Annotated in this window: 15 protein-coding genes; 2 read left to right on the top strand and 13 right to left on the bottom strand. The window is 35.4% G+C overall.

All coding sequences use genetic code 11. The annotated features are described in order from the left end of the window. Positions 1 to 109: 109 nt before the first annotated feature. Together JL53_RS12050 and JL53_RS12055 are read left to right on the top strand one after the other, a co-directional pair. Entirely contained in the window at positions 110 to 673 is a 564-nt protein-coding gene (locus tag JL53_RS12050) for a TetR/AcrR family transcriptional regulator (RefSeq protein WP_038407740.1), read from the top strand. 105 nt (positions 674 to 778) lie between these two features. Next, a complete protein-coding gene (locus JL53_RS12055; protein WP_038407741.1) occupies positions 779 to 1126 on the top strand; it encodes a magnetosome magnetite crystal formation protein family in 348 nt (115 codons plus the stop codon). Between the two features lie 41 nt (positions 1127 to 1167). On the opposite strand, the gene JL53_RS12060 is transcribed toward JL53_RS12055, so the two are convergent. The 13 genes from JL53_RS12060 to mecA form a co-directional block, all read right to left on the bottom strand. Beyond that, a complete protein-coding gene (locus JL53_RS12060; RefSeq protein WP_077916425.1) occupies positions 1168 to 7143 on the bottom strand; it encodes a SpaA isopeptide-forming pilin-related protein in 5976 nt (1991 codons plus the stop codon). 540 nt (positions 7144 to 7683) lie between these two features. After that, positions 7684 to 12270, bottom strand: coding sequence for a SpaA isopeptide-forming pilin-related protein (locus JL53_RS12065; RefSeq protein ID WP_038407742.1), 4587 nt, complete (start codon positions 12268 to 12270; stop codon positions 7684 to 7686). Between the two features lie 445 nt (positions 12271 to 12715). Further along, on the bottom strand, positions 12716 to 13192 hold the full coding sequence (locus JL53_RS12070) for a siphovirus Gp157 family protein (protein ID WP_038407743.1): 477 nt from the start codon (positions 13190 to 13192) through the stop codon (positions 12716 to 12718). A gap of 63 nt (positions 13193 to 13255) precedes the next feature. Next, complete coding sequence (srtB, locus tag JL53_RS12075; protein WP_038407744.1) at positions 13256 to 13996, bottom strand: class B sortase; 741 nt, start codon at positions 13994 to 13996, stop codon at positions 13256 to 13258. Between the two features lie 4 nt (positions 13997 to 14000). Then, on the bottom strand, positions 14001 to 14780 hold the full coding sequence (locus JL53_RS12080; protein WP_038407745.1) for an ABC transporter ATP-binding protein: 780 nt from the start codon (positions 14778 to 14780) through the stop codon (positions 14001 to 14003). Then, positions 14761 to 15750: a FecCD family ABC transporter permease gene (locus JL53_RS12085; protein ID WP_038407746.1), complete on the bottom strand. Its 990-nt coding sequence runs from the start codon at positions 15748 to 15750 to the stop codon at positions 14761 to 14763. The genes JL53_RS12080 and JL53_RS12085 overlap by 20 nt, the downstream gene beginning before the upstream one ends. Continuing rightward, entirely contained in the window at positions 15740 to 16612 is an 873-nt protein-coding gene (gene isdE, locus JL53_RS12090) for a heme ABC transporter substrate-binding protein IsdE (RefSeq protein WP_038407747.1), read from the bottom strand. Before isdE ends, JL53_RS12085 begins: the two co-directional genes overlap by 11 nt. 87 nt (positions 16613 to 16699) lie before the next feature. Beyond that, a complete protein-coding gene (locus tag JL53_RS12095; protein WP_038407748.1) occupies positions 16700 to 18415 on the bottom strand; it encodes an NEAT domain-containing protein in 1716 nt (571 codons plus the stop codon). Between the two features lie 12 nt (positions 18416 to 18427). Continuing rightward, on the bottom strand, positions 18428 to 19051 hold the full coding sequence (isdC, locus tag JL53_RS12100; RefSeq protein ID WP_038407749.1) for a heme uptake protein IsdC: 624 nt from the start codon (positions 19049 to 19051) through the stop codon (positions 18428 to 18430). 196 nt (positions 19052 to 19247) lie between these two features. Next, positions 19248 to 19520: a DUF3116 family protein gene (locus tag JL53_RS12105; RefSeq protein WP_003720565.1), complete on the bottom strand. Its 273-nt coding sequence runs from the start codon at positions 19518 to 19520 to the stop codon at positions 19248 to 19250. Between the two features lie 278 nt (positions 19521 to 19798). Continuing rightward, positions 19799 to 21604, bottom strand: a complete 1806-nt coding sequence (gene pepF, locus JL53_RS12110; RefSeq protein ID WP_003720566.1) for an oligoendopeptidase F — start codon at positions 21602 to 21604, stop codon at positions 19799 to 19801. A 74-nt stretch (positions 21605 to 21678) separates the two neighbouring features. Continuing rightward, positions 21679 to 22794, bottom strand: a complete 1116-nt coding sequence (locus tag JL53_RS12115) for a competence protein CoiA family protein (protein WP_038407750.1) — start codon at positions 22792 to 22794, stop codon at positions 21679 to 21681. Positions 22795 to 22920: 126 nt separating this feature from the next. Continuing rightward, entirely contained in the window at positions 22921 to 23574 is a 654-nt protein-coding gene (gene mecA, locus JL53_RS12120; RefSeq protein WP_014093512.1) for an adaptor protein MecA, read from the bottom strand. Positions 23575 to 23793: the final 219 nt, after the last annotated feature.

Genomic DNA, 23793 nt, shown 5'->3' on the forward strand with positions numbered 1-23793 from the left:
GGATATAAAACGCTTTCAATAGCTAAAAAAGCCATTTTTGTTGATTAAGCAACACTTTTGAGTTATATGTATAGTAATAGAAAAAATTATCATTGGAGGTTTTGAAAATATGGATAGACGGGTTAAAAAAACAAAACAAGCCTTAAATCAAGCATTATTTACCCTTCTTGACCATAAACCATTTAAACAAATTACGATTACAGATATTGTTCAACAAGCTGATGTAAATAGAGGGACCTTTTATAAACATTATCGCGAGAAAGAAGAATTACTGGAAAATATTATCCAAGACGTCTTAGCAGATTTAAAAGAGGCTTATCAAGACCCGTATCGTCAAACTAATCATTTCACTGTCCAAATGCTCACACCTTCAATGATAAAAATATTTGATCATGTTTATAGTCATCAAGCATTTTATAAACAAGTGATTAACTCGACAATTAGTCCCAGTTTTCAAAATCAAGTTTGCGAGGTGCTTCGTGAATTAGTTTTAAATGATTTCGACAGTTTTTCTAGTATGATTAATGCCGAACCGCGGTTACTTGCAACTTACCAAGCATACGCCATTTTCGGGATGATTGTTTTTTGGGCGGAAGAAGATTTCACTCATTCCTCAGAATATATGTCTGAGCAATTGCTTCTAATTATTCATACTAATTACCAAGGCAGTTAATCCTTACATATTTGTTATATTGGTTTCTAACTTTGTCACTTGAATCGAGGGCTACACATCATCACACTTGCTATAATAAGCGTATCAAAGAAAGGTGTGTTGATTATGAATGATCATCGAATTTTAAATGCGTTAAGTTATTTTAGTATCTTTTTCGCCCCCATCGTTGTTCCAGCGCTAATTTGGATTTTCGCAAAAACAGACGAAGTTACCCACCACGCAAAAGTTGCTTTACTAACACATGTTATACCAACTATTGCCGGTTTTATTTGTTTCTCTAGTATTTTTATTACCTCCCTAACTAATGGCGGTATTCCCACAAATCTCATTTTCATCGTCACTGCTTGCTTGTTCTTTTTCATGGTAATCACGATGGTTGGTTTCTTTATTTTTAATATTGTTCGCGGTATTCAAATGTTACTTACAAAATCAGAAGAAGATGTTTGGATTTAATACAAAAAGCTATCCTAAAATTTTTAGGATAGCTTTTTGGTTTATTCCTGCGTCTTCCTTGTTTTTCTTAATAGGAACAAGGCAAGTGCGCTAATAATAAATCCTGTAAAAATAACTTCATCTGGTAGCGTATCTCCTGTAGAAGGTAGGTTCACAGATTTTTCAGCTTTAATAGTTGTTTTATTGTTTTTTGCTGGGTTTACTGGATCTCTTGGTTTCGTTGGTCTGTTTGGATTAACCACAATTGGTCCTTTGTTTTTTGCATACACAAAAGTAACTTTTTGTGGTGCTCCTTTAAATACACCAGTTTTGTTAGTAGGATCTTTCACTAGTTGGTAATTTTTAATTTCTTTGGTATCTATTTTGTATGGCTTACCAACTACACCCGTGTGAATTTCTTCTGCAGCTAGTTCATTTCCTGCTGTATCAACAAACACTGCAGTTACAGTTCCACTTACCATTTTTTTCGTGTTTTCTTTTGTTACTTGAAGTGACTGTTGTTGATTAAAAGCAATATTTACATTTACTGGAGTCGTATCTAATTCATAGTCATTTGGTGCTTTAGTCTCTATTAATTGATAGTCTCCAGGTGCTAAATCCGTTAATTCGATTGCTCCGTTCTTATCTGTTGTTAAGTTTTCTAGAACAGTTTTGTTTGCAGCAACTAATTTAAATATGGCTCCAGTAAGTGGGGCTTTTGTCTCGCTGTCTATTTTTGTTAAAGTAACAGACCCTGTAGACATTGTATTTGTTTTAGTTAACTGTATCGGTTCTTGTTGATTAAATTCAATAGTGAATTCAATCGGCGTCTTGTCCAACTGATAGCCATTTGGTGCTTTTACTTCTATAATTTGATATTTCCCTGGTGCTAAATCCGCTACGCTCAATTTACCATCTGCGTCTGTTACTAAGCCACTTTTCACTTTCGTTCCATCCGCTTGTTGTAACTCAAATTCTGCTCCGGACAAGTTCGCTTTCGTTTGGTCATCTTCTTTTGTTAATATCGCACTACCTGTTTTCACTGTATTTTCTTTGGTTACTTCGATAGTTGTCGTTTGATTAAATACAATCGTAAACGGCACTGGAGTTGCATCTAGCTTGTAACCGGTTGGCGCTTTTGTTTCCACAAACTGATAGTCGTCCGGTGCAAGATTAGATACAGTCAATTTACCATCCGCATCTGTTACTAAGTCCTGTTTCACTTTTGTTCCATCCGCTGTTTGTAATTCGAATTCTGCTCCAGATAACGCCGCTTTAGACTCGCCATCTTCTTTCGTTAAAGTGACATTGCCCGTTTTGGCTGTGTTTTTTTTGATTACTTGAGTTGGTATAGCTTGGTTAAATGTAATGGAAAATGAAACAGGCGTTGCATTTAGTTGATAACCTATCGGCGCTTGTGTTTCCACGAATTGATATTCACCTGGTGCTAAATCTGCTACAGTCAATTTACCATCAGAATTTGTCACCAAACCATCTTTCACTTTTGTTCCATTCGCTGTTTGTAATTCGAATTCTGCTCCGGATAACTTCGCCTGGTTACGGTCATCCTCTTTCGTTAAAATGACGCTACCTGCTTTTGCTGTATTTTCTTTCGTTATTTGGATAGGTGTTGCTTGATTAAATACAATCGCAAACGGTACTGGAGTTGCATCTAATTTATATCCGGTTGGTGCTTCGGTTTCTACAAATTGATAGTTACCTGGCGCTAAATCTGTTACAGTCAAATTACCATCTGCATCTGTTACTACATCCGTTTTCACTTTCGTTCCGTCTGCTGTTTGCAATTCGAATGCTGCTCCGGATAGCTTCATTTTAGATTTAGCATCTTCTTTTGTTAAAATAACACTGCCAGTTTTGGCTGTGTTTTCTTTGGTTACTTGGATAGGCGTTGCTTGATTAAACCCAATAGTAAACGTGACTGGACTTATATCTAGCTTGTAACCGGTTGGCGCTTTTGTTTCTATGAATTGGTAGTTACCTGGTGCTAAATCTGCTACCTCAATTTTACCATCCTTGTCGGATATTAAGCTCTCTTTCATTTGCACTCCATCCGCTGTTTGTAACTCGAATTCTGCTTCAGACAACTTCGCTTTTGTCTCACTATCTTCTTTTATTAAAATCACACTGCCAGTTTTGGCTGTATTTTCTTTGGTTACTTCGATAGGCGTCGCTTGATTAAAAATAATGGTAAATGCTACCGGAGTTGCATCTAGCTTGTAACCGGTTGGCGCTTTTGTTTCCACAAACTGATAGTCGTCCGGTGCAAGATTAGATACAGTCAATTTACCATCCGCATCTGTTACTAAGACCTGTTTCACTTTTGTTCCATCCGCTGTTTGTAACTCAAATTCTGCTCCTGCTAATTTTGCTTTCGTTGTGTCATCTTCTTTTGTTAAAATCACACTGCCAGTTTTCGCTGTATTTTCTTTGGTTACTTCGATAGGCGTCGCTTGATTAAAAGCAATCACAAATGACACTGGGGTTGCATCTAACTGGTACCCAGTTGGTGCTTTTGTTTCCACGAATTGGTAGTCACCTGGCGCAAGATCAGTTACAGTCAATTTACCATCCGCATCTGTTACTAAGTCCTGTTTCACTTTCGTTCCATCCGCTGTTTGTAATTCAAATTCTGCTCCAGATAATGCCGCTTTAGACTTGTCATCTTCTTTTGTTAAAACAACACTTCCAGAGACTTGTGTATTTTCAACCGTATAGCTTGCTACTTGACCATCAGCTCTAACAGTCACTTCTTTTCCTTCTTTGTATTCATCACTAATAGTATAGCCATCTGGCGCCTCAGTTTCTACTAATTTATATTTCCCAGATTGAATTCCATCAAATAGAATTTTACCTTCTGCATTAGTGGTACCAATTTGCCCTGCTTCCTCACCATCCAATGTATAAAGTTGGAATTTAGCACCGGCTAGTTTTTTCGTATGATCTGCTTGATCTACTTTTGTAATTTCTAATGAACCAATTGTGGCAATTCCACTTCCGCTTCCCATCGTAAATGATGGCGCGATAGACGCAGTGGATTTTTTATATGATTCAGGCAACACACCATAATCAGTAGCATCGACATTAGCTTCATTCGCAACGATTCCCGACATCAAGCTAACTGTACTGTAAGTCACTTTAATAGGCTCTGTTGCTGTATAGTCTTTAAATTGAATCGTAAAATTATTATTTTCAAAAGTAATATCGTAATACTTTGAATCAATCGTATCTCCTGTGGTGCTATTAACTACTTTAAAACTGCTCTTCACTATTTGCGCACCAGTAGCTCCTGTCGTTAGCGTATCCGTGATAATTGGATTAGTTACAGGACGATTTGGAGCAATGTTTGTTAATTCCAAGGTCCAAAGTACTTGATTATTAAAGGCAGGAGAAATAGCAGCAGCTTTTGAAATTGCGCGATACCTAAGATTTGCATAAGTTTGATAAGAGTAGGATTTTTGCCCGAACCCATTATCCGAAACTTTAGCCACATTGTTTACAGATTGGAAAAAATACCAATTTTCATCTAGTTTTGTACTATATTTAATAAAGACGCGTGATGTCCCCATATTAGCAAATTCTAAATGTATTTTCTTACTTGTCGTATCGATCGTTGTTGGATAATTATTATCTCCAGGTACAGCAAGTGTCCCAACTGTTCTTAAAGGGACATATAAGCTCAACATTTCAGTCGTCGAATCCACATTACGATATTGTAATGAGTCTTCCACAAGCGTCAGTCCTTCTGGCATCTCATCATCAAAAATTAAATTATCATAGTCTTTTTCCATTGTGTTCACTGAAACAATCCAGTCGATATTCCCTGTTGAGGCATTATAGGAACCATACTTCTCACCATTATTCATGATGTTTGTATCTGGAGTTACTTCAGACTTTATTTCATCTATATGCCTTGAAATCCCAGTCTCATCATAGTAAATAGCATCTGCCTTATTATCAATTGTATTTGTAACATCAGATAAATCAATTTTTGTATTTATCTCTACTACAATTTTTTTATTTGTTGCACTATAATCACCGATAAGTTGAATCGAAAAACCTCTTGGCGTGATATCTTTATCAATAGTATAGTCTCTGCCTTCTTTTAAAAAGGCTCGATTAGTCTCATCTTTATACGCATATACATCATAGCTTTCTAAACTTGTTACACCAGAAGAGAACGTATCAGTAATACTAAGACGATTCATTTGAATCCTATCTGAGTTAGCAGTTATCGTCCATTTCATTGTATTATTAAAATAGTCAATCGTCCCTGCCTTTTTCTTCAATAAATCAGGTTGAAAGTTAATCGATGCCTCTGAGGAAACACCCTGTTCGTCCGTAATTTTATTTTTAATTTCTCGGCTACTAAAGTCTGTTACTTTGGTTGAATAGGTGATTTGGTAAGAATTTGTACTCGTATTTTTATATGTTAAATCAAAATCCCCATTAGCTGAAATAGCAGAGGTAGTCCAGTCGCTGGATGCATCAGATCCAATGATTGGTGTGCCAGTCGTCGAATTAAAAATGATATGATTTATTTTAAGGGAGTTCGCCACATATTCGACGCCACTATCTTCTAAAACGTCTTTCAGAACTGTAGTAGGCGATATCTCTTTCTTGTCAAAATTGAAATCAATTGCCCAGTCAATACATTGTGTGGAAGTATTGTAAACAGCTCTCTTCTCAAGATGTTTATAGTTAATCATCTGCAAATAAACAATTGCTGAGTTTCCAGATAACTTCCCTTCTTCTCCAATTGTTTGTGCTTCTGTCGTAACATGAGTTATACCAATACTCGGTTTATTAACGGTACGCTCATAAGTTACCTGGTATCCACTTGCAGCAAGTCCGCCATCAAGTAAAACGCTCATTCTGTTATTCTCATAAGTTAGTGTATAGTCGGTTCCTTCTATTAATTCCTTTTTCGTTCCGATAAATGTCCCACCCGCGCTTACATCACTAGAATAGACTTTGATAGTTGCTCTATCTATTGTTGTTGTCCCACCAGCAGTGAAATCAATTAATTTTAATTCTCCTTTTGCATTTGTTTCTTTCGTTAAATTGAATTTTGCATCGACAGTTATTTTCTCTGGATTTACTACTCCAGGTCTTGCTGACATGTATATGGCAGTCGGGTCGCTAGCATTAGGAATTATTTCAATTGGATAAACAGTATCTTCTCCCGCAGTTTTAAAAACAACATTTTGTTCGGTTTTATCTGTTGTTGTAAACATTTTAAAAGCTGTACTAATACTGATGTCGTAATCACCTTCTTGAACACCATCTTTTAAGAAGGTAATAGTCAAAGCATTGGTCTTCACGTTTAAAGACCATTCTGCTTCAGTGGATGGTAAAAAGTTCCCACTTATGTTGTTTGTACCAAAATCGAAGGCATCCGGCAAAATGGTTGTAAAAGTATCACCAGCTTTATAGTTTTTTCCAGTGAAGCTAAAGTTCATATCTAAAACAACACCACTACCATTTTTAACTCGATCTGTCTTGTTAAGTTCCTTTCCATTTCCATCTTTAAGCGTTACCTTTTTAAAAATATTTTCCGAAATAGCTGCTTTTAAATTCTTTTCTGAAACCGATTTTTTTTCAGATACAACTGTTTCTTCTATTTTATTTGTAGTTTCCTTTTCTTTTGCAGAAATAGACGTAACTACTTCTTCTTTATCGGTTAATGTTACATTGTACTCATTTTCATCTAGTATATAACCTGGCGCTGCTGTTTTTTCTTTTACAACATATTCTCCAGCTGAAAGCGATTCATCTGTAAACTCCCCGTTTTCATGTATGGAAAGTTCCTTGCTTTCTCCTGTCTCTTTATTTTTCAGTTCGAAAACTGAGCCATTTATTTTTTCTTTTGTATCTTTATCTTCTTTCATGATTTTAAGTGTTGTTTGTTTTGATGCTTCTTCTGTTATCGTTGCCAAAACAGGAGAAACATTTTGGAATACAAGTAGCCCAATCACAGCAGCGATTAGCATTTTCTTCCATTGTTTAATATTTCTCATGATGCTTTATCCTCCTAAATTCAACTTTGATTGCAAGTAACTCCATACATTATAACAAACAACAAAAAAACAAATTTTACTTAAAAAGGAAAAGATATGTGTATCATGTGACGTTTCCGTGAACACTAATATAGTAGCTGAAAAAGTTTGTTAGTTTTTGAACGTAGGTACAAATATACCTAAAGAAGACATAAAACTTTTCACCTCAATAGTTTTGAACACTCTCAGCAACTTAAAAAGACAAATATCAAGTTTATCATCGCTATTTCCCAACCTTATTTCGGGTGATATGATGCATCGAATTTACTATTTTATTGAGACTAATAATTCAAATTATCATATATAACTCGCTCTACTCTTCTAAATCGAAAGAATCACAAAACCAATAACATTATTACTACTATCCACAAACGTACTTGATTATTGAAATTACTAACTTCTTTTTTTCCCAAGAAAAAAATAGTATAAAAAAAGACCTTTAAAAGGTAGATTTTAGTCTACTTTTTAAAGGTCGGCCACTTTAGCCTTGTGTTTAATGTTTTATTTATGCGTTTGTCTCCTTTTTCTTAGTAAGAAGAGTGCGAATGCACTAACAAGGAATCCCGTGAAAATAACTTCATATGGGAATTCATCTCCGGTAGAAGGCAGATTTACCGACTTTCCGTCTTTTACAGCAGGTTTTTCTGGGTTGGTTGGGTTGGTCGGTTTCGTTGGGTTTACTGGATTGACCTTGATTGGTTGTTTCGTTTTGTCATAAATAAACGTAACTTTTTGCGGTGTTTCTTTATATGCGCCAATCTTGTTGCTAGCATCTTTTACAAGTTCGTAGTTTTTAATTTCTTTGGCATCAATTTTATAATTTTCGCCAACTAGGCCTGTATGAATTTCTTGTTCTGCCAGTCTATTTCCTTTTGTATCAATAAATTCCACTGTGATAGAACCACTAACCACTTTTTTTGTATTGATTTTAGTTACTTGGGCTTTCGTTTGCTGGCCAAAATCGATTTTAAAGTCTACTGGAACAGTATCTAGTTCATAACCAATCGGTGCTTTTGTTTCGATTAATTGGTAATCTCCTGGTGCTAAATCCGTTAGTTCAAGTTTTCCGTCTCTATCTGTAGTTAGGTTTTCAGTAACATTATTATCCTCATCAACTAATTTAAATGTCGCATCAGCAAGAGGTTCCTTGGTTTGACCATCTGTTTTAGTTAAAATAACAGAACCTGTATTCATTGTATTTACTTTCGTTACTTGAATTGGTTCTTGTTGGTTAAATTCAATGGTGAATTCGACTGGCGTTGCATCTAGCTTATACCCTGTTGGTGCTTTTACTTCCACTAATTGATAATCGCCTGGTGCTAAATCATCTATTCTTAATTGACCATTTGCTTCTGTGACAACATTTGTTTTTAAGCTTGCACCTTGTTTTGTTTGTAATTCAAACGCAGCACCTTCTAAGTTACTTCTTGATTTGCTATCTAATTTAGTTAGAACAACGCTTCCTGCTTTCGCTACATTCTCTTTAGTTAATTGTACTGCAGCTTCTTGGTTAAATTCAATGGAAAATGTGAGCGGTGTTGCATCTAGTTCATAACCTGTTGGCGCTTTTGTTTCGACAAATTGATAATCGCCAGGTGCAAGATCTGCTACTTCGATTTTACCGTCCGTGTCGGATGTTAAGCCATCTTCTATCTTGGTACCATCTGCTGTTTGCAATTCGAATTCCGCTCCAGATAATTTTGCTTTAGTTGCGCTATCTTCTTTTGTTAAAACAACACTACCAGTTGCTTGAGCATTTTCGACTGTGTAGCTTGCGACTGCACCATCTGCTAAAACGGTTACTTCTTTCCCATTTTTGTATTCATCGCTAATTGTGTAACCAACTGGTGCCTCAGTTTCCACTAACTTATATTTTCCGGATTGCAGTCCATCAAAGAGAACTTTTCCTTCTGAATTGGTTGTGCCTTCTTGCCCAGCCGTTTCGCCATCAAGCGTATACAGTTGGAATTTAGCACCATCTAATTTTTTCGTATTATCTACTTGGTCTACTTTGGTAACTTCGAGTGAACCGACTGTTGCCATTCCACTGCCACTACCAATGGTAAATGCTGGTGCGACAGATCTGCTAGCTGATTTATAGACTGCTGGTAAAGCACCATAATCATTGGCTGCAGCAGTCGCTTTATTGGTAATAATTCCTGACATCAAACTAACGGTGCTATAAGTTACTTTGATTGGAGCTGTCGCTATATAGTCCTTAAATTGAAGCGTAAAATTGTTATCTGTATACGTAATATCGTAATATTTAGAATCAATTGTCTCGCCAGTCGTACTATTAACTACTTTAAAACTACTTTTTACAACTTGGGCGCCTGTAGCTCCAGTTGTTAGTGTATCTAAAATAGTCGGATTTTCTACAGGGCGGTTGGGAGCAATATTTGCTAGCTCTACTGTCCAGTTAACTTTATTATCATAAGCTGGGTCAATACTACCTGTTTTTGAAATTGCACTATACACATGACTTGCATATGCTTGATAAGTGTAGCTTTTTTCACCTACCCCATTATCAGATACCTTGGCTATATTCGTTACATATTTATAAAAATACCAATTATCATCCGGTTTTGTACTATATTTAATAAAGACACGTGATGTCCCCATATTAGCAAATTCTAAATGTAGTTTTTGACTAGTTGTCTCCACTTTAGTTGGATAATTGTCATCACCAGAAGCAGCTAATGTCCCAGTGGAATTTAAAGGAACATATAAATTTAATAGTTCTGTTGATGAGGCGACATTTCGGTACTTTAACGAACCTTCGACATAAGATAATCCAGTTGGAATATCATCATCAAAAATTAAATTCTCATAGTCTTTGGACATCGCATTGACAGAAACAATCCAATCGATATTTCCTGTTGTTGAATTATAAGAACCGTATTTGCCGCCATTTGTCATAATGCTTGCGTTTGGTGTCATCGAAGCACTTACTTCATCGACATATTTGATTACGCCACCATCATAGTACGAAATGGATGCTTTGTTATCAATTGTTTTTGTTACATCATTTAAATCGATATTGGTTACCATATCTACTACAATTCTTTTATTGGTTACTTTATAATCTCCAATAAGCTGAATGTAAAAACCTTTTGGTGTTATATCTTTATTAATTGTATAATCTACACCTTCCGTTAGTAAAACGCGATTTGTATTGTCTGTATAGGCATAAACATCATAACTAGCTAAACTTTTTACCCCCGTAGAAAATTCATCTGTAATATTAAGATTAGTCATAGTGATTCTATCTGCATTCGCTGTAATTTTCCATGTCATCGTGTTATTAAAGTAATCGATGCTCCCTGCTTCTTTTTTCAGTAAATCAGGTTGAATCGCAATGGTTGCATCAGCAGACACACCATTTTCATCTGTAATTTCATTTTTAATATCACGATCACTAAAATCTGTTATTTTAGTAGAATAGGTAATTTGATACGCATTAGTACTTGTATCTTTATACGTTAAATCAAAGTTCCCATTGGCTGATATGGCGGATGTCTCCCAGTCACCTGACGCATCTGTTGTTCCAATAATCGGTGCTCCTGTGGTTGCATTAAATGTTACAGGGGTTATTTTAAGAGAGTCAGCCACATATTCCACATCATTATCTGCTAAAACATCCGTAAGAACCGTAGACGGAGATAATTCATCTTGATCATAGTTGAAATTAATAGTCCAGTCAATACTTTGAGTAGAGCCATTATAAGTCGCTTTTTTCTCTATATGCTTGTAGTTGGTCATCGTCAAGTAAACATAGGCTGAATTACTAGATAAAATGCCAGAATCTCCCATTGTTTGTGCTTGAGTGGAGACATAGGATAAGGATGTGCTTGGTTGGTTAATTGTCCGGTCATACATTACTTGATAACCTTTTCCAGCAAGTCCACCATTCAGCGTGACAGTCAACCCAGTTGTCGCATAAGTTAACGTATAATCTATTCCTTCAGTTAGCTCTTTTTTTGTTCCAATAAAAGTTCCTCCAGCACTAACATCGCTAGAATATACTTTTATACTAGATTGATCAATTGTTGTTGTACCGCCAGATGTGTAATCTGACAATTTCAGTTCCCCTTTTGCATCTGTTTCTTTTGTTAAGTTGAATTTCGCATCAACACTGACTTTATTAGGATTAACTACTCCAGGACTTGCTTTTACACTTACTGTTGTCGGATAAGTAACTACTGGTACTACCTCAATTTGGTAAACAGTATCTTTTCCTGCCGTTTTAAAGACAACATCTTGCACTGTTTCTTCGGATGCAGTAAATACTTTAAAGGCTGTGCTGATACTAATATCATAATCGCCTTCTTGAACACCATCTTTTAAAAAAGTAATAGTTAATTCGCGTGTAGTTACATTTAAAGTCCATTCTGCTTCTGTGGAAGGTAAGAAATCTCCACTTAGGTTTTTATTGCCAAAGTTAAAAGCATCTGGTAAAACAGTGGTATATGTATCCCCTGCTTTATAATTTTTTCCAGTAAATCCAAAATTCATATCTAAAACAACACCACTACCATTTTGGATTCGGTCAGAAGTTTTAATTTCCGTTCCAGTTCCATCTTTTAGAACTACTTCTTTAAAAATATTATCTGTAATCGCCGCTTTTAAATTATTGCTAGTAACTGATTTTTTGTCAGGTGCTGTTGATTGTTCTTCTTTTGTTGTCTGCTCTTCATTCGTTGCAGTGGCTTCTTTAGCGGAAACAGATGTCACCACTTGTTCTCTATCAGTCAGAGTTACATTATACTCTTTTTCATCTAAAGTATAACCTGGTGCTGCGGTTTTTTCCTTCACAATATACTCCCCAGCTGAAAGAGACTCTTCTGTACCAACCCCGTTTCCCTGTATAGAAAGTGTTTTGGTTTCCCCTGTTGTTTTATTTTTAATTTCAAAAATAGAACCATTCACTTTTTCATTCGTCTCTTTATCTTCTTTAGTCACTTTCAGACTCGCTTGTGTTGATTCATCTTCCGTCATCGTTGCTAGAACTGGTGAAACATTTTGGAACACAAGTAGCCCGATAACTGCTGCAATAAGTATTTTTTTCCATTGAGTGATTTTTCTCACTGTGCTTTTCCCTCCTTAAATACGAGTTTTTTCGCATATGACATACTGAATTATATCAAGCTACAAATAAGCGAAATGTTCTCAAAGAACCAAAAAATCGCTATTTGTGACATTTTAGTGAACAAATAAATTATCATATTAGGAACAAAAGTCTACTCAAAAGAAAGATTTAATTTCTAAACTAACGCAAAACTCTTTATACACCAACATTTTAAGCCGTTTTTTTATCAACCTATTAAAATCGCTATAGGTTGATTAACTACTTTTCACTTCCACAGGATAAATTTTTTTGTTTATTGTGGTGAAAAATGCCGGAAAACGCGCTTTTATTGACTTTTTAGTGAACAAAGATAACCTTATAAGGACAATATCCTTAATTTTTTATGCGTTTTTAAACCATATTAATAAAAAAACCAAAGATGCTGATTATCTTTGGTCAATCCATTTACCTTATTCGAAGTGATTCACTTTCTACCAATATTGCCCCCTCAACTTTATTTCCTGACTTGAGTAATTCAGCAATTCGCTTTTTATCGATCTTTGGTTCTTGTAATAAAAAGTACGGCTTAAGCAAAGTTTTATCCGTTATTTCTACCCTAGCTGGATTTCTCTGAATTTGAATAGTAAAGAGAGCACTATTAATTTTCTTGATTTCTAGTCTTTCCATCTCCAATTGCAAATATTCTTTTAGCTTCCAAGCATTATTTTCTAAAGCTTGTTTACGCTTTAGTAATCGTTTGCTTTCTATTCCAGCCATTTCAGCATCTGCCATTAATGACTTAACTATTTTAGCAACATTCTCCGCTTTATCATGAAAACCGTCTGTAATCGCATCTAGTGTATCTTCTAGTGCCTCAGTTCTATTTTCTTCTAAAAGTTCTTGCACACGCAAATAATTATCAGTTAGCTCATATAATTTCATCCAACTCATCCTTTCCAAAAAGAAAAAAAGCCCCAAAGAAGCTGTCCTTCCTTTGGCGCTTCCTCAGCTTGCTACTAATTTCCCTTGAATAACCATGCGTCCTTTTTCATAATCTTTCTCTGTATCACAAGTAGAAAGTGTAATAATTCGATCAGCTCCAGTTACTTCAACATTGGATTGATAGATTGATTGTTGTTTCACTTTTTGTAAATATTTTTCAAAATCCAGTTTATTTGGAAATTCTGTTTCTATATAGTAGAAGTCTGTTGTCGTTTCATAGACAGCAAAAATTTCTACCTGATAATTTTGGAGGGCGGATTCATAAGAGAAAGTAGGATGTTCTGCTAAAAATTTTTCATTTAAATACTTTCTTAAATCAGCAAACATGGAACCGTCTTTCATGTTATGCCCGTATATTATTGTATTTTTATCTAAGAATTCGTTTGTATTCCGATAATCTTTAAAAATACTACCTGCCCTCGCTTGCTCATTCTTATAATTACGGTGTAAATAATAGTCATTATCTGTACTTTGTAAAATAGGGTAATCTATTTCTGTATCATCCAAAGTTAACCAACCAGTCATATCTTTATTAAGCTGCTGCAAGGACTTGAGTTCATCTCTCACTTCTCCAGTTATATTTGTGGTCGTTACTTGTTCTGTATACACAGCTTTTGCATCATCTAATATGGAACGATTATGCTTGTTTTCATATAGTTCATATCCAATTTTCCACCCTGAAAAAAGAAAAACAGCTAAAACAATCCACGTAACACTTTTCCCTAAAAACGATTTTATTTTCATGTTATCAAAATTCCTTTCGCCTTTTTGGGACAATGTACATACCTTTATTCGCATCTTCTAAAATATCGGCATGAACTCCGTATGTTTCAGCAATTAGCTCTGCTGTTAAAAGTTCTTTAGGGTCTCCTTTTGCAACTACCGCACCGTCTTTCATCACAATCAATTGGTCGCTATACGCTAGCGCTTGATTTAAATCATGTAAAATCATCACAATCGTTAAATTCTCGTCCTTGTTTAACCTTTTTATCAACTCTAAGATTTCAAGTTGGTAGTACATATCAAGAAATGTGGTAGGTTCATCTAACAGCAAAATGGGCGTTTCCTGAACTAAGGCAGTAGCAACAAAAACCCGTTGTCGCTCTCCACCTGAAAGACTTTCCACCATTTTATCTGCTTTTTCAACTAGTTCTGTTTGGATTAATGCCGATTCGACAGCCAAATCATCTTCTTTAGTTTTAGTCATTCGCCAATTTTTGTAGGGAAGCCTCCCAAAATAAAGCAACTCCTTTACTGTCAACTCACTTGGCAAAATATTATTTTGATGTACAACCGCCACATTTTGAGCAAATTTTTTGGCTTTCCAGTCAAAAATTGATTTTCTTTTTAATAAAACTTCTCCTGTATCAGGTTCAAGTAGTCGAGCAAGTATTTCTAACAAGGTTGACTTCCCACTACCATTTGGTCCAACAATGGTGTTAATTTTATTTTTTTGGATAGTAAATGAGATATTTTTTAGAATAGGTTCTGCATAATTATAGCTAAAACTAACGTCCTTTACTTCCATAAAAATCACCCTTTCGCATTAAAAAGATTAAGAATGGACCACCAATAATAAGCATCATCACGGAAGCCGGAATTTCCATCTGCTCAAATAATGTTCTGCCAATCGTATCTGCTACTAAGAGTAAAAGTGCCCCAAATAAAATCGAAAACGGAACCAATATTTGATAATTCCCTCCTACCAGTTTTCTAGCAATATGCGGTACGAGTAAACCCACAAAGGCAATAACACCTACGACGGCCGTTGTAATAGAAGCAAGTAGCACCGCAATTAGAGCTAACCAGATTCTCGTTCGGTTTACTGGGACCCCAAAACCACGAGCCATTTTGTTTTCAAGCGCTAATACATTACACCATTTAGCAAACATCCATGCACAAATCAGACCAATGGCAACATAGATAAATAAGGTTTCTACATCCGACCATTTCTTCATCGCCAAACTTGCTGCATTACTAGCTGTTTGACTAGAAATAAGCGCTACCTGAGAGGAAAGTGCATCACTCAGTCCTGTAAATACTGCATTAATCGCAATACCAATAATAATAAAACGAAGCGGATTAAAGTCAGAACGATAACTAAAGAAAAATACTAAAAAACAAGCAAGTGCTCCACCAACAAAGGAAAAAAGTGGTAGCCAAAAATATAATTCCGGTAAAAACAACAGTATGACAAAGCTAAAAAACTTCGCCCCAGCGGAAATACCAATTACCCCTGCATCAGCAAGTGGATTGCGCATCACAGCCTGAAGTAATAATCCAGACACAGATAAAGCAGCACCAGCCAGTAAAGCAAGCATAATTCGAGGAAATCGCAAATCAATAATGATATCCACCGTCTCATTTTCACCATCAAAAAGCCCTCTGATGAATTCTGGAATCGATACAGACAAACTCCCTGCTTGTATCGCCCATATAAATGTCCCGATTAGTAATACTGCAACTATCCCAAAATAACTTTTTTGTTTAATTGTCATAAAGCATCTTTTCCATTTCTTGAAGTGCAGCTGGCGCATTTAAACTAGCTGTCATTCCAAATAAATTTCCATCCAAGTCATAGACACGATTATTTTTCACCGCATCGAAATGTTTCCAAATATCATTGGTTTTAAACTCTTCATTAAACATTTTTACGACCTCAGCTGGCATTCCATGAGCTGCACGCAAAATAATATCTGGGTTAGCATTCTGTAAATATTCCGTGTTGGAAGCCAAATACTCCACTTTTTGATTTGTTATAATATTTTCCCCCCCAGCAATTTTCACTAAATCACCTATGTAAGCATGTTCTGTCACAACCAAGTAACTGCCAGGTACTCCCATTAATATTAAGACAGAGGGGTGTTCTTTTTTAGAAACACTTTTTTTCACTTGATTTACTTTAGTTGATAAATCTTCATTTAATTTTTCCGCATCTTTGTCTCGGTCGAATTTTTTTCCAAGTTTACGAATCTCCGTTTGCATCGAGTCTATACTAGTAAAATCCAAAAACTCCGCCTGCAAATTAGCTCCTACAAACCCTGATTTTAAATCGGCTTCGAGTGTTTTTGTAGAAAGAACAACATCTGGCTTCAACATACGAATAATTTCTAAATCCGGTCCCATTGGCGACCCAGTTTCCTCCACTTTTGCATATCGTGCTGGTAAATTTTTAGAACTTGTTGGTATACCAACAAGCGGCAAATCAAGTTTATCCATAATTTCCGTTATTGCCACCGTAGTAGCGACAATTTTGGGTGTTTGCTCTGTTGTTTCCGATTGGTTGTCAGCTGCTTCTTCCTTGCCACAAGCTACTAGCAAAAGCAGTAACACCATACATAAAACCATCATTTTTTTCATGATTATTTCCCCCAGTTATAAAATAAAATCGGTAAAGCGAGCCAAGTAAAGGAAAAACCTCCACCTAACTCGCTCTTACCAGTTTTATCAACTTATTCTTTTACGTTTCAAACGATAAGCTAAATAAAGGAAGGAAGCTCCAAATAATGTAATGTACCATGTCATACTAGAGGTATCACTTGTTTTTGCATTTTTCTCTGCTTTGTTTTCTGTTGTTACTTTCTGAACAGTTTTTGTGTCGTCAAAATCTGGTTTTGGTAAATTAGGTCCAGCATTATTAGACACATTATTTGTATTTAAAAGATCATTTTTCGGTGGTTCTTTTAAAGTGACATCTGTTCCTGTAATGTCTTTAATAGTCGCTGCATTCAGTTTTACTTGAACAACATATTCATGATCATAGGAAAAGCCAGGCATATTTTCAACTAAAACATGCGTTCTTACATCTGTATTCGCTGTTCCGTCTTTTACAGGATATTTTACGGTTCTAGTATTTTTATTTAAATCACCAGAAACTACTTCCATATCTTTCCAAACACCATTTTGCTTATATTGGAATGTTTTGATCCAACTACTATTTGTTAAAGTTAAATATACATTAGGCTGGTTATTTTCTACTTTAATCAAAGCAGGTTTCATCACGTAGCTTTCCATCATAGAAGTTTCTGCGGTCCCATCTTTAAACACATTAAAATCGATTGAATACGTATGCTTATTTAATAGCTTTTTAGGATCCACTACAACTGGTTTAGTTGGCGTTGTTGGTGTAGTAATTGGCGGATTCGTTGTCCCTGGATCAGGATCAGGTTTTGTTACTGGTGGAGTTGGTTCCTCTGGGTCAACTACAGGAGGAGTTACATCCGCTCCAGGATATAAACTAGCTGTAACCGCCTTCGTTGTATCAAAAACATAACGGAAATCCGCTTGTCCTTTATAAACAGAGCCATTGAACGGCGCTTCATAATTAACATGTGCAGCAAGTGGTTGGCTTAAATCTACCACTTCAAATTCCACTATTCTTGTATTTGCATCCTTATCTTCTGAAATAATTTTTACATCTTGTAGTGCTCCAGCTAATTGTGTTTTCAGAGCTGTCACAGTCTTATTATCATTGACTGTCATCGCAATTGTTTTCTTACCATTTTTAACTTTTAACCAAGCTGGGTTGTCAAAATAATTTTGCATGCTTGAATTAGTGTCATCATTCGCTTTTTTAGCTACGAAAGGAATCGTATAAATACCGTCTGAAAGTGTCCCAGGTGTTGTAACAGCAGGTTCAGAAATCACTTTCAAACTACTTGGGTCAATGGTTAAATCCACTTGATACCAATGATCATAGCTAATTGCATCTACTTTAATATGCATATACGAGTATATAATATCATCAAGTGAACTTAGCTTGAATTTCTCTACACGCGTGTTATTCGCTGCATCTGTGCTAACGGTTTGTACATCTTGATAGCTATCTTGATATACTTCTGCTTGTACAGGTTTCTCTGGACGAGATCCATCTTTTGAAATGGCCATTGTTTGCCAGAAATTGCTATTTGTAATGGTTAAGTACATATACGGTTGACCGTTTTCCACTTTGATTGTAGCGGTATGATCAATATATTTATCTGCCTCGGATGATTCTTTCGTTGTTTTCCCGGTGTTATCTTTATAGAAATTAACTTGAACCTGATATTCTCCGCCATCTTTTAGCCTTGAATCAGTTGCACTGGCTGAAAATCCTGGTATCATTTGAAAAATAAGCGTCCATGCGAGTAGCGATACTAAGCCTTTTTTCCATAGTTTCTTCATAATAATCCCCCTTTATTTAAAACTTGCTCGTCTTTTTAGTAAAACTAAACCTATTCCCGCTGCAACAAAAACAATCCCATATAAGAACATTTGACTAGAGTCACTTGATTTCGGATTTGCAACTTCTGTTTTTGATTCATTAGTAATAGCTTCTTTTGTTGCACTATCATCAGAAGTTTTTACCGCAGCAGCAAGCGACTTTGCTGAACTCTCGTCAAAATTTAATTGAATTTGATACTCATGATGATAATTCAGTCCATCATCATCAATATCTACCTTAATTTTTGCTTTAACTGGGCTACTTAAAGTAGATACTGGAAATTGTACTTTTCTAGTATCGTTTGCAGTACTACTAGAAGTTACACTAACCTCACTACCTTCGACCCACAAACCTGTAATCCACTTACTATGGTTCACTTGTAAGCTAACAATAGATTTCCCTCCATTTATCGTTACAGTTGCTGGTTTATCAAAATAATCGTTCGCCATTGACACGGATTCGCTGTCACCTTGAAGTATCGTGTAATTAACCGAATAATTCCCATCTTTAAGTGCCGCTTCTGCGGTCACACCACTAGAAAGAAAAGAAAAACTAAACAAAACTACAAAAGTAACGAATACTGCTATCTTCTTCATACATCTATCTCCCCTCTTTAATAAAGAATGTTAGTTATAAAAAATCTCCACAAAACCTTGTGGAGTAAAAGTTATGTAACTTCATCCGTTAATTACCATTTTAATTGATAATGATTATCATTGTCAACTGTATTTTGATTTTCCTTGTAAAAGATACAAAAAAGCCATGGATTTACGATGCTCATCCATGGCTCGATCATTCTTCTTTCATTTCTATATTATTAGAAAACCGTTCATACAATAAATCCCCTTTTAAAGTTAATGAGTAGCGTTTCTCCGTTAGCTTATTATTTCGAGCTAAATAACCATTCTCCTCTAGCCAATAAAGTGTAAGTAACACCTCATTTTTCGTATATTTTCTCAATTCTCTAAAATCAATAACCTCTAGTGACATATCATTAATTTTTGTATCTACATTTTTCGCAAAAAGAAGCACATCTTTCAGTAATTCTTTATTTTCAAATGTCATTTTACCCCGCCTTTTTTGTCATTTCAAGCTGATAACGTAAAAAGCCGTAGCACAAGGCCACGGCTTCTTACAGCGCAATCAAAAGGAGAAATTCACACAATCAAATAAAGGGGGTATTTGTTTGTGATTTATTTCACGGTTATAATATACCATATAAATTACTTTAATTCAATAGTTCACATATCTATTTTTATATTTCATTTTGAGAACCTTCACTCACACCTTAAGCAAATCAAAAAGACACGAAATTTCGCGCCTTCTTGATAGTCCAGCTTGTTTTATTTTACCAATTTTTCTAATTCATCTAGTCTTTGTTCAAATACTTTTAACGCATCATCTACTGGATCAGGAGTAGCCATATCAACACCCGCTTTTTTAAGCACATCGATAGGGTAATCCGAACTCCCAGCTTTCAAAAAGTCAATATATGCCGTTACAGCAGATTGCCCTTCTGTTAAAATTTTCGCACTAAGCGCTGAAGCAGCCGAAAATCCGGTAGCATATTGGAAAACATAGTAGTTCATATAGAAATGTGGGATGCGTGACCATTCATAACCGATTTCCTCATCATAAACCATCGCCTCACCATAATACTTCTTATTAATATCAAAGTAAGTTTCAGTTAGGTAATCTGCAGTTAACGCAATACCATTTTGATCTGCTTGATGAATAGTATGCTCAAACTCAGCAAATTGCGTTTGACGGAAAACAGTCCCTTTAAATCCATCTAAATAATGATTTAGTAGATAAGCACGTACTTTCGGATCTTCATATTTTTTAAGCAAGTAATCGGTCAAAAGATTTTCATTTGTAGTGGAAGCTACCTCTGCTAAGAAAATCGAATAATCACCATATACAAATGGCTGGTTTTTTCTAGTATAGTAACTATGCACACTGTGACCAAGTTCATGCGCAAGTGTGTATACATTATTAATATTATCCTGCCAATTCAACAAAATATAAGGATTCGTACTATAAGAGCCGGAAGAATAGGCACCACTTCGTTTTCCTTTGTTTTCCATGACATCAATCCAGCGACTGCTAAAAGCTTCTTTTAAGATTTCCTGATACTCTTCTCCAAGTGGCTTTAATGCCTCAAGTACAAGTTCTTTTGCCTCATCATATGTGAATTCTAAATTAACATCATCCGAAAGCGGTGTATAAAGATCATACATATGCAATTCTTCTAGCCCTAATAATTCTTTACGTAACTTCACATAACGATGAAGTAAATTTGCATTCGTATTTACAGACTTAAGTAACGAATCATATACTGTTTCAGGGATATGATTGCCAGAAAGTGCTGCTTCACGCGCTGATTGATAACCACGAGTAGCAGCATAAAAATTAGATTTTTTCACTTGACCGTTTAATGTTGATGCTAGTGTATTTTTTAGCCCTTCATAAACAGAATAGACACCTAGAAAAGCATCTCTACGTACACGTGGATCATTGCTTTCTAATAATTTCCCAAAACGTCCATGTGTGATTTCTATCTCTTCACCATCTTCGTCTTTAATAGTTGGGAACTTCATATCTGCATTATTTAGCGTATTAAATGTATTAGATGAACTTCCAAGAACTTCTCCAGCATTTGCAAGTAGAGCTTCTTCCTTCTCACTTAAAATATATGGACGACTAAGGTTTAATTCTTCCAAAAGGTGCCCATATAATTGTAAATCTGAATTCTCTTTTACAAATTGGTTTAAAACAGTTTCATCCATTGCTAATATTTCTGGATCATAGTAGGATAATGCTGACATTAACTTAGTCACTAAACTACCTGCCCGACTATGTAACCCTTGATATTTAGCATTAGCTGTATCTTGATCCATTTTTAAATGAGCATAGACATATAAATTACTAATTAAATCATATGCTTTATCACGAAATTGTAGCGCTTCATATAATGTTTGGCTACTATCTGCTAGATGCCCTTTAAATTTAGTACTTTCTTCTGCAATTTTTTGTAATTCTTCAAACGCTTTTTCCCAGGCTTCATCACTTGGATAGATCGTCGCTAAATCCCATGTTAACTCTTTTGGTACTTCTTCCCTTAAAGGCAATGCATTTGTTTTACTCATTATTTAAAAACCCCCAACCATAGTCATTTTGATTTTATTATGAGCCAAAATAACTTAAAAAGCAAAACTGATGATTATATTTCTGATACAGTTTCATGAATACATGTCATCACACGTTTCACTCGATAACGATTTTCCGGTATCGCTGCTAGTACTCCCACTCCAATTAAATAAGCCATGTAAGCTTTTCCTAATTTTAAGTGCTCATTAGTTGGTAACCAAATTGTTCTCACTTGCTTTACTACTAATTGAAATTTCTCTAAAAAATAAGCTTCACTAAATGTATCGCCTTGTTCAAGTCGATTAAAGAAAATATCCCATAAATCAAATTGCCATTCAACAGCTGGCGTAATAACTAAGAATTGTGTATCTAAATCCACCCCAATCTCTTTCGGTAGATAATGCAAATAATAACCAGCATTATATAAGCGGCGCATAAATTGCCCATGCTTTTTAAACTTGGCATAGTAAAAACAAATCTTTTGCCGTTCTAATAATCTGTCTCTTTTCACATAAGCATTTCTCGAAATAATCCGAGCTATTTTTTGTTTCCATTCAGTAATATTTTCTTTCGATGAAAAATGCATTTCGCTAGCAAAAAAAGTACTCCCTTTTTCAAACGTTAAGTGATAAAACAAGGTGAAAATTCCTTGTTCCGGGGAATAATGCCAAAAATGATAACCTAACTTTCGATCAAATTGTAAAAATGCCAGCTGAAATGCAGTTAAATGAATACGACCTTTCACCTTTCTAATTGTTTGTCCAAGTATCCAGTACACCTCTAAATCAAGCGACAGATAGTCCATTGTCCTTGTAATCATCTCGCTAATTGGCACGGAGGAGCACTGGAACTCAATCACTGCCTTATCGCTTACAAACAAATCTGCTTGTCTTGCAATCTTAGAAAAATAATGTTCTAATGTAGCAGTAACACCTTGATAACAAAACCATGACATAATTTGACTTTTCGCAAGTAAATGCAGCTCACTTTCTCCTTCAGAGGCCAACGCACATTGGCTTGATTTTTCATGAGCAAAATGGGGTATTTTAATTTCACCTGCTTTAATCATTACAGGGCTAGAGCATGCTTTACAAAATAATTTACCTTCTTGACGAATACGCTCAACATTTGTTTTAGTAATAGTAACCGTTTCTCCGCGGTCGTTTCTCGCTGTAAAAATGATGATCACTCTCCAATTAGCTCTTTACTAATACTATTCGACAACAACTAACTGTTTTCCTGCTTCATTATTAAAATCACAAAAAAAGACCCGTTTAGCTGATTTTCAAGCTAAAACGGGTCTTAAAATATAGAATTAAAAGTATTGTCTTACTTGCTGTAATGCAGGAACGTCAAAAATGATTTTTCCGTACTCTGCTAGCATATAACCAGTTAAATTCGACTCTAAACCGTATTCAAGTAAAATACTAACGGCATTGTCAATGTTAGATTCATCATACTTATTTTCAGGAAATTCTACATTCAAATAATACTTCTCTTGATACGAGTATAATTTCGTTACTAGATTTTCTAATCCGGTTGCACGTGATAACGAAATAACATCTTCAAAATCGCGGAACTCTAAAATAAACTCTAGCGTATCATCTTCCCCAAGTGCTTCTTTCTTCACTGGATTGAAGTTTTCTTCGAGTAGTTTTTCGATTTTTTCTTCTGCAAGCTCATCTGGGGAGTTTAGCGTGACATCAAAGCCACCCTCTCCTTTTCCACCAATTGTAGCTTTTGTTACAAATACTTCTAAGCCATGTTTCAAAGCTTGGACTTGTATCCAGAGCGGACCTTCTGGAGAGAACTCTTCTTCATATTTTAGCTCATCCATCATATCCCAGAAAAGCTCTTCACTTTTCTCGCGATCATACCAAACATCTTCTTGGTTAAAACCTCGCTCTTCTAAATCCAGATAAGAGATATAAAACTTGATAGTATCTTCATTAATTCGTTCAATTTCCATCGTCACACTCTCCCTTCCTAGTTAGTCTTTGACAATGAAGGGTAAAACTTAATTGGTTAAATTCATTGTAGCTCATAATAGAAAATAGTACCACCATTTTTCCTCAGAATTTCATGGTGGAGTATTATATTAGCTGAAAAACACAAATAATTCAAGAACAATTACTCGAATTACAAAAAAAGTGCCAAGAATCCAATTAAATGGAATTCTTGACAACCA

This window comes from Listeria ivanovii subsp. londoniensis (assembly GCF_000763495.1).
GTDB lineage: Bacteria > Bacillota > Bacilli > Lactobacillales > Listeriaceae > Listeria > Listeria londoniensis.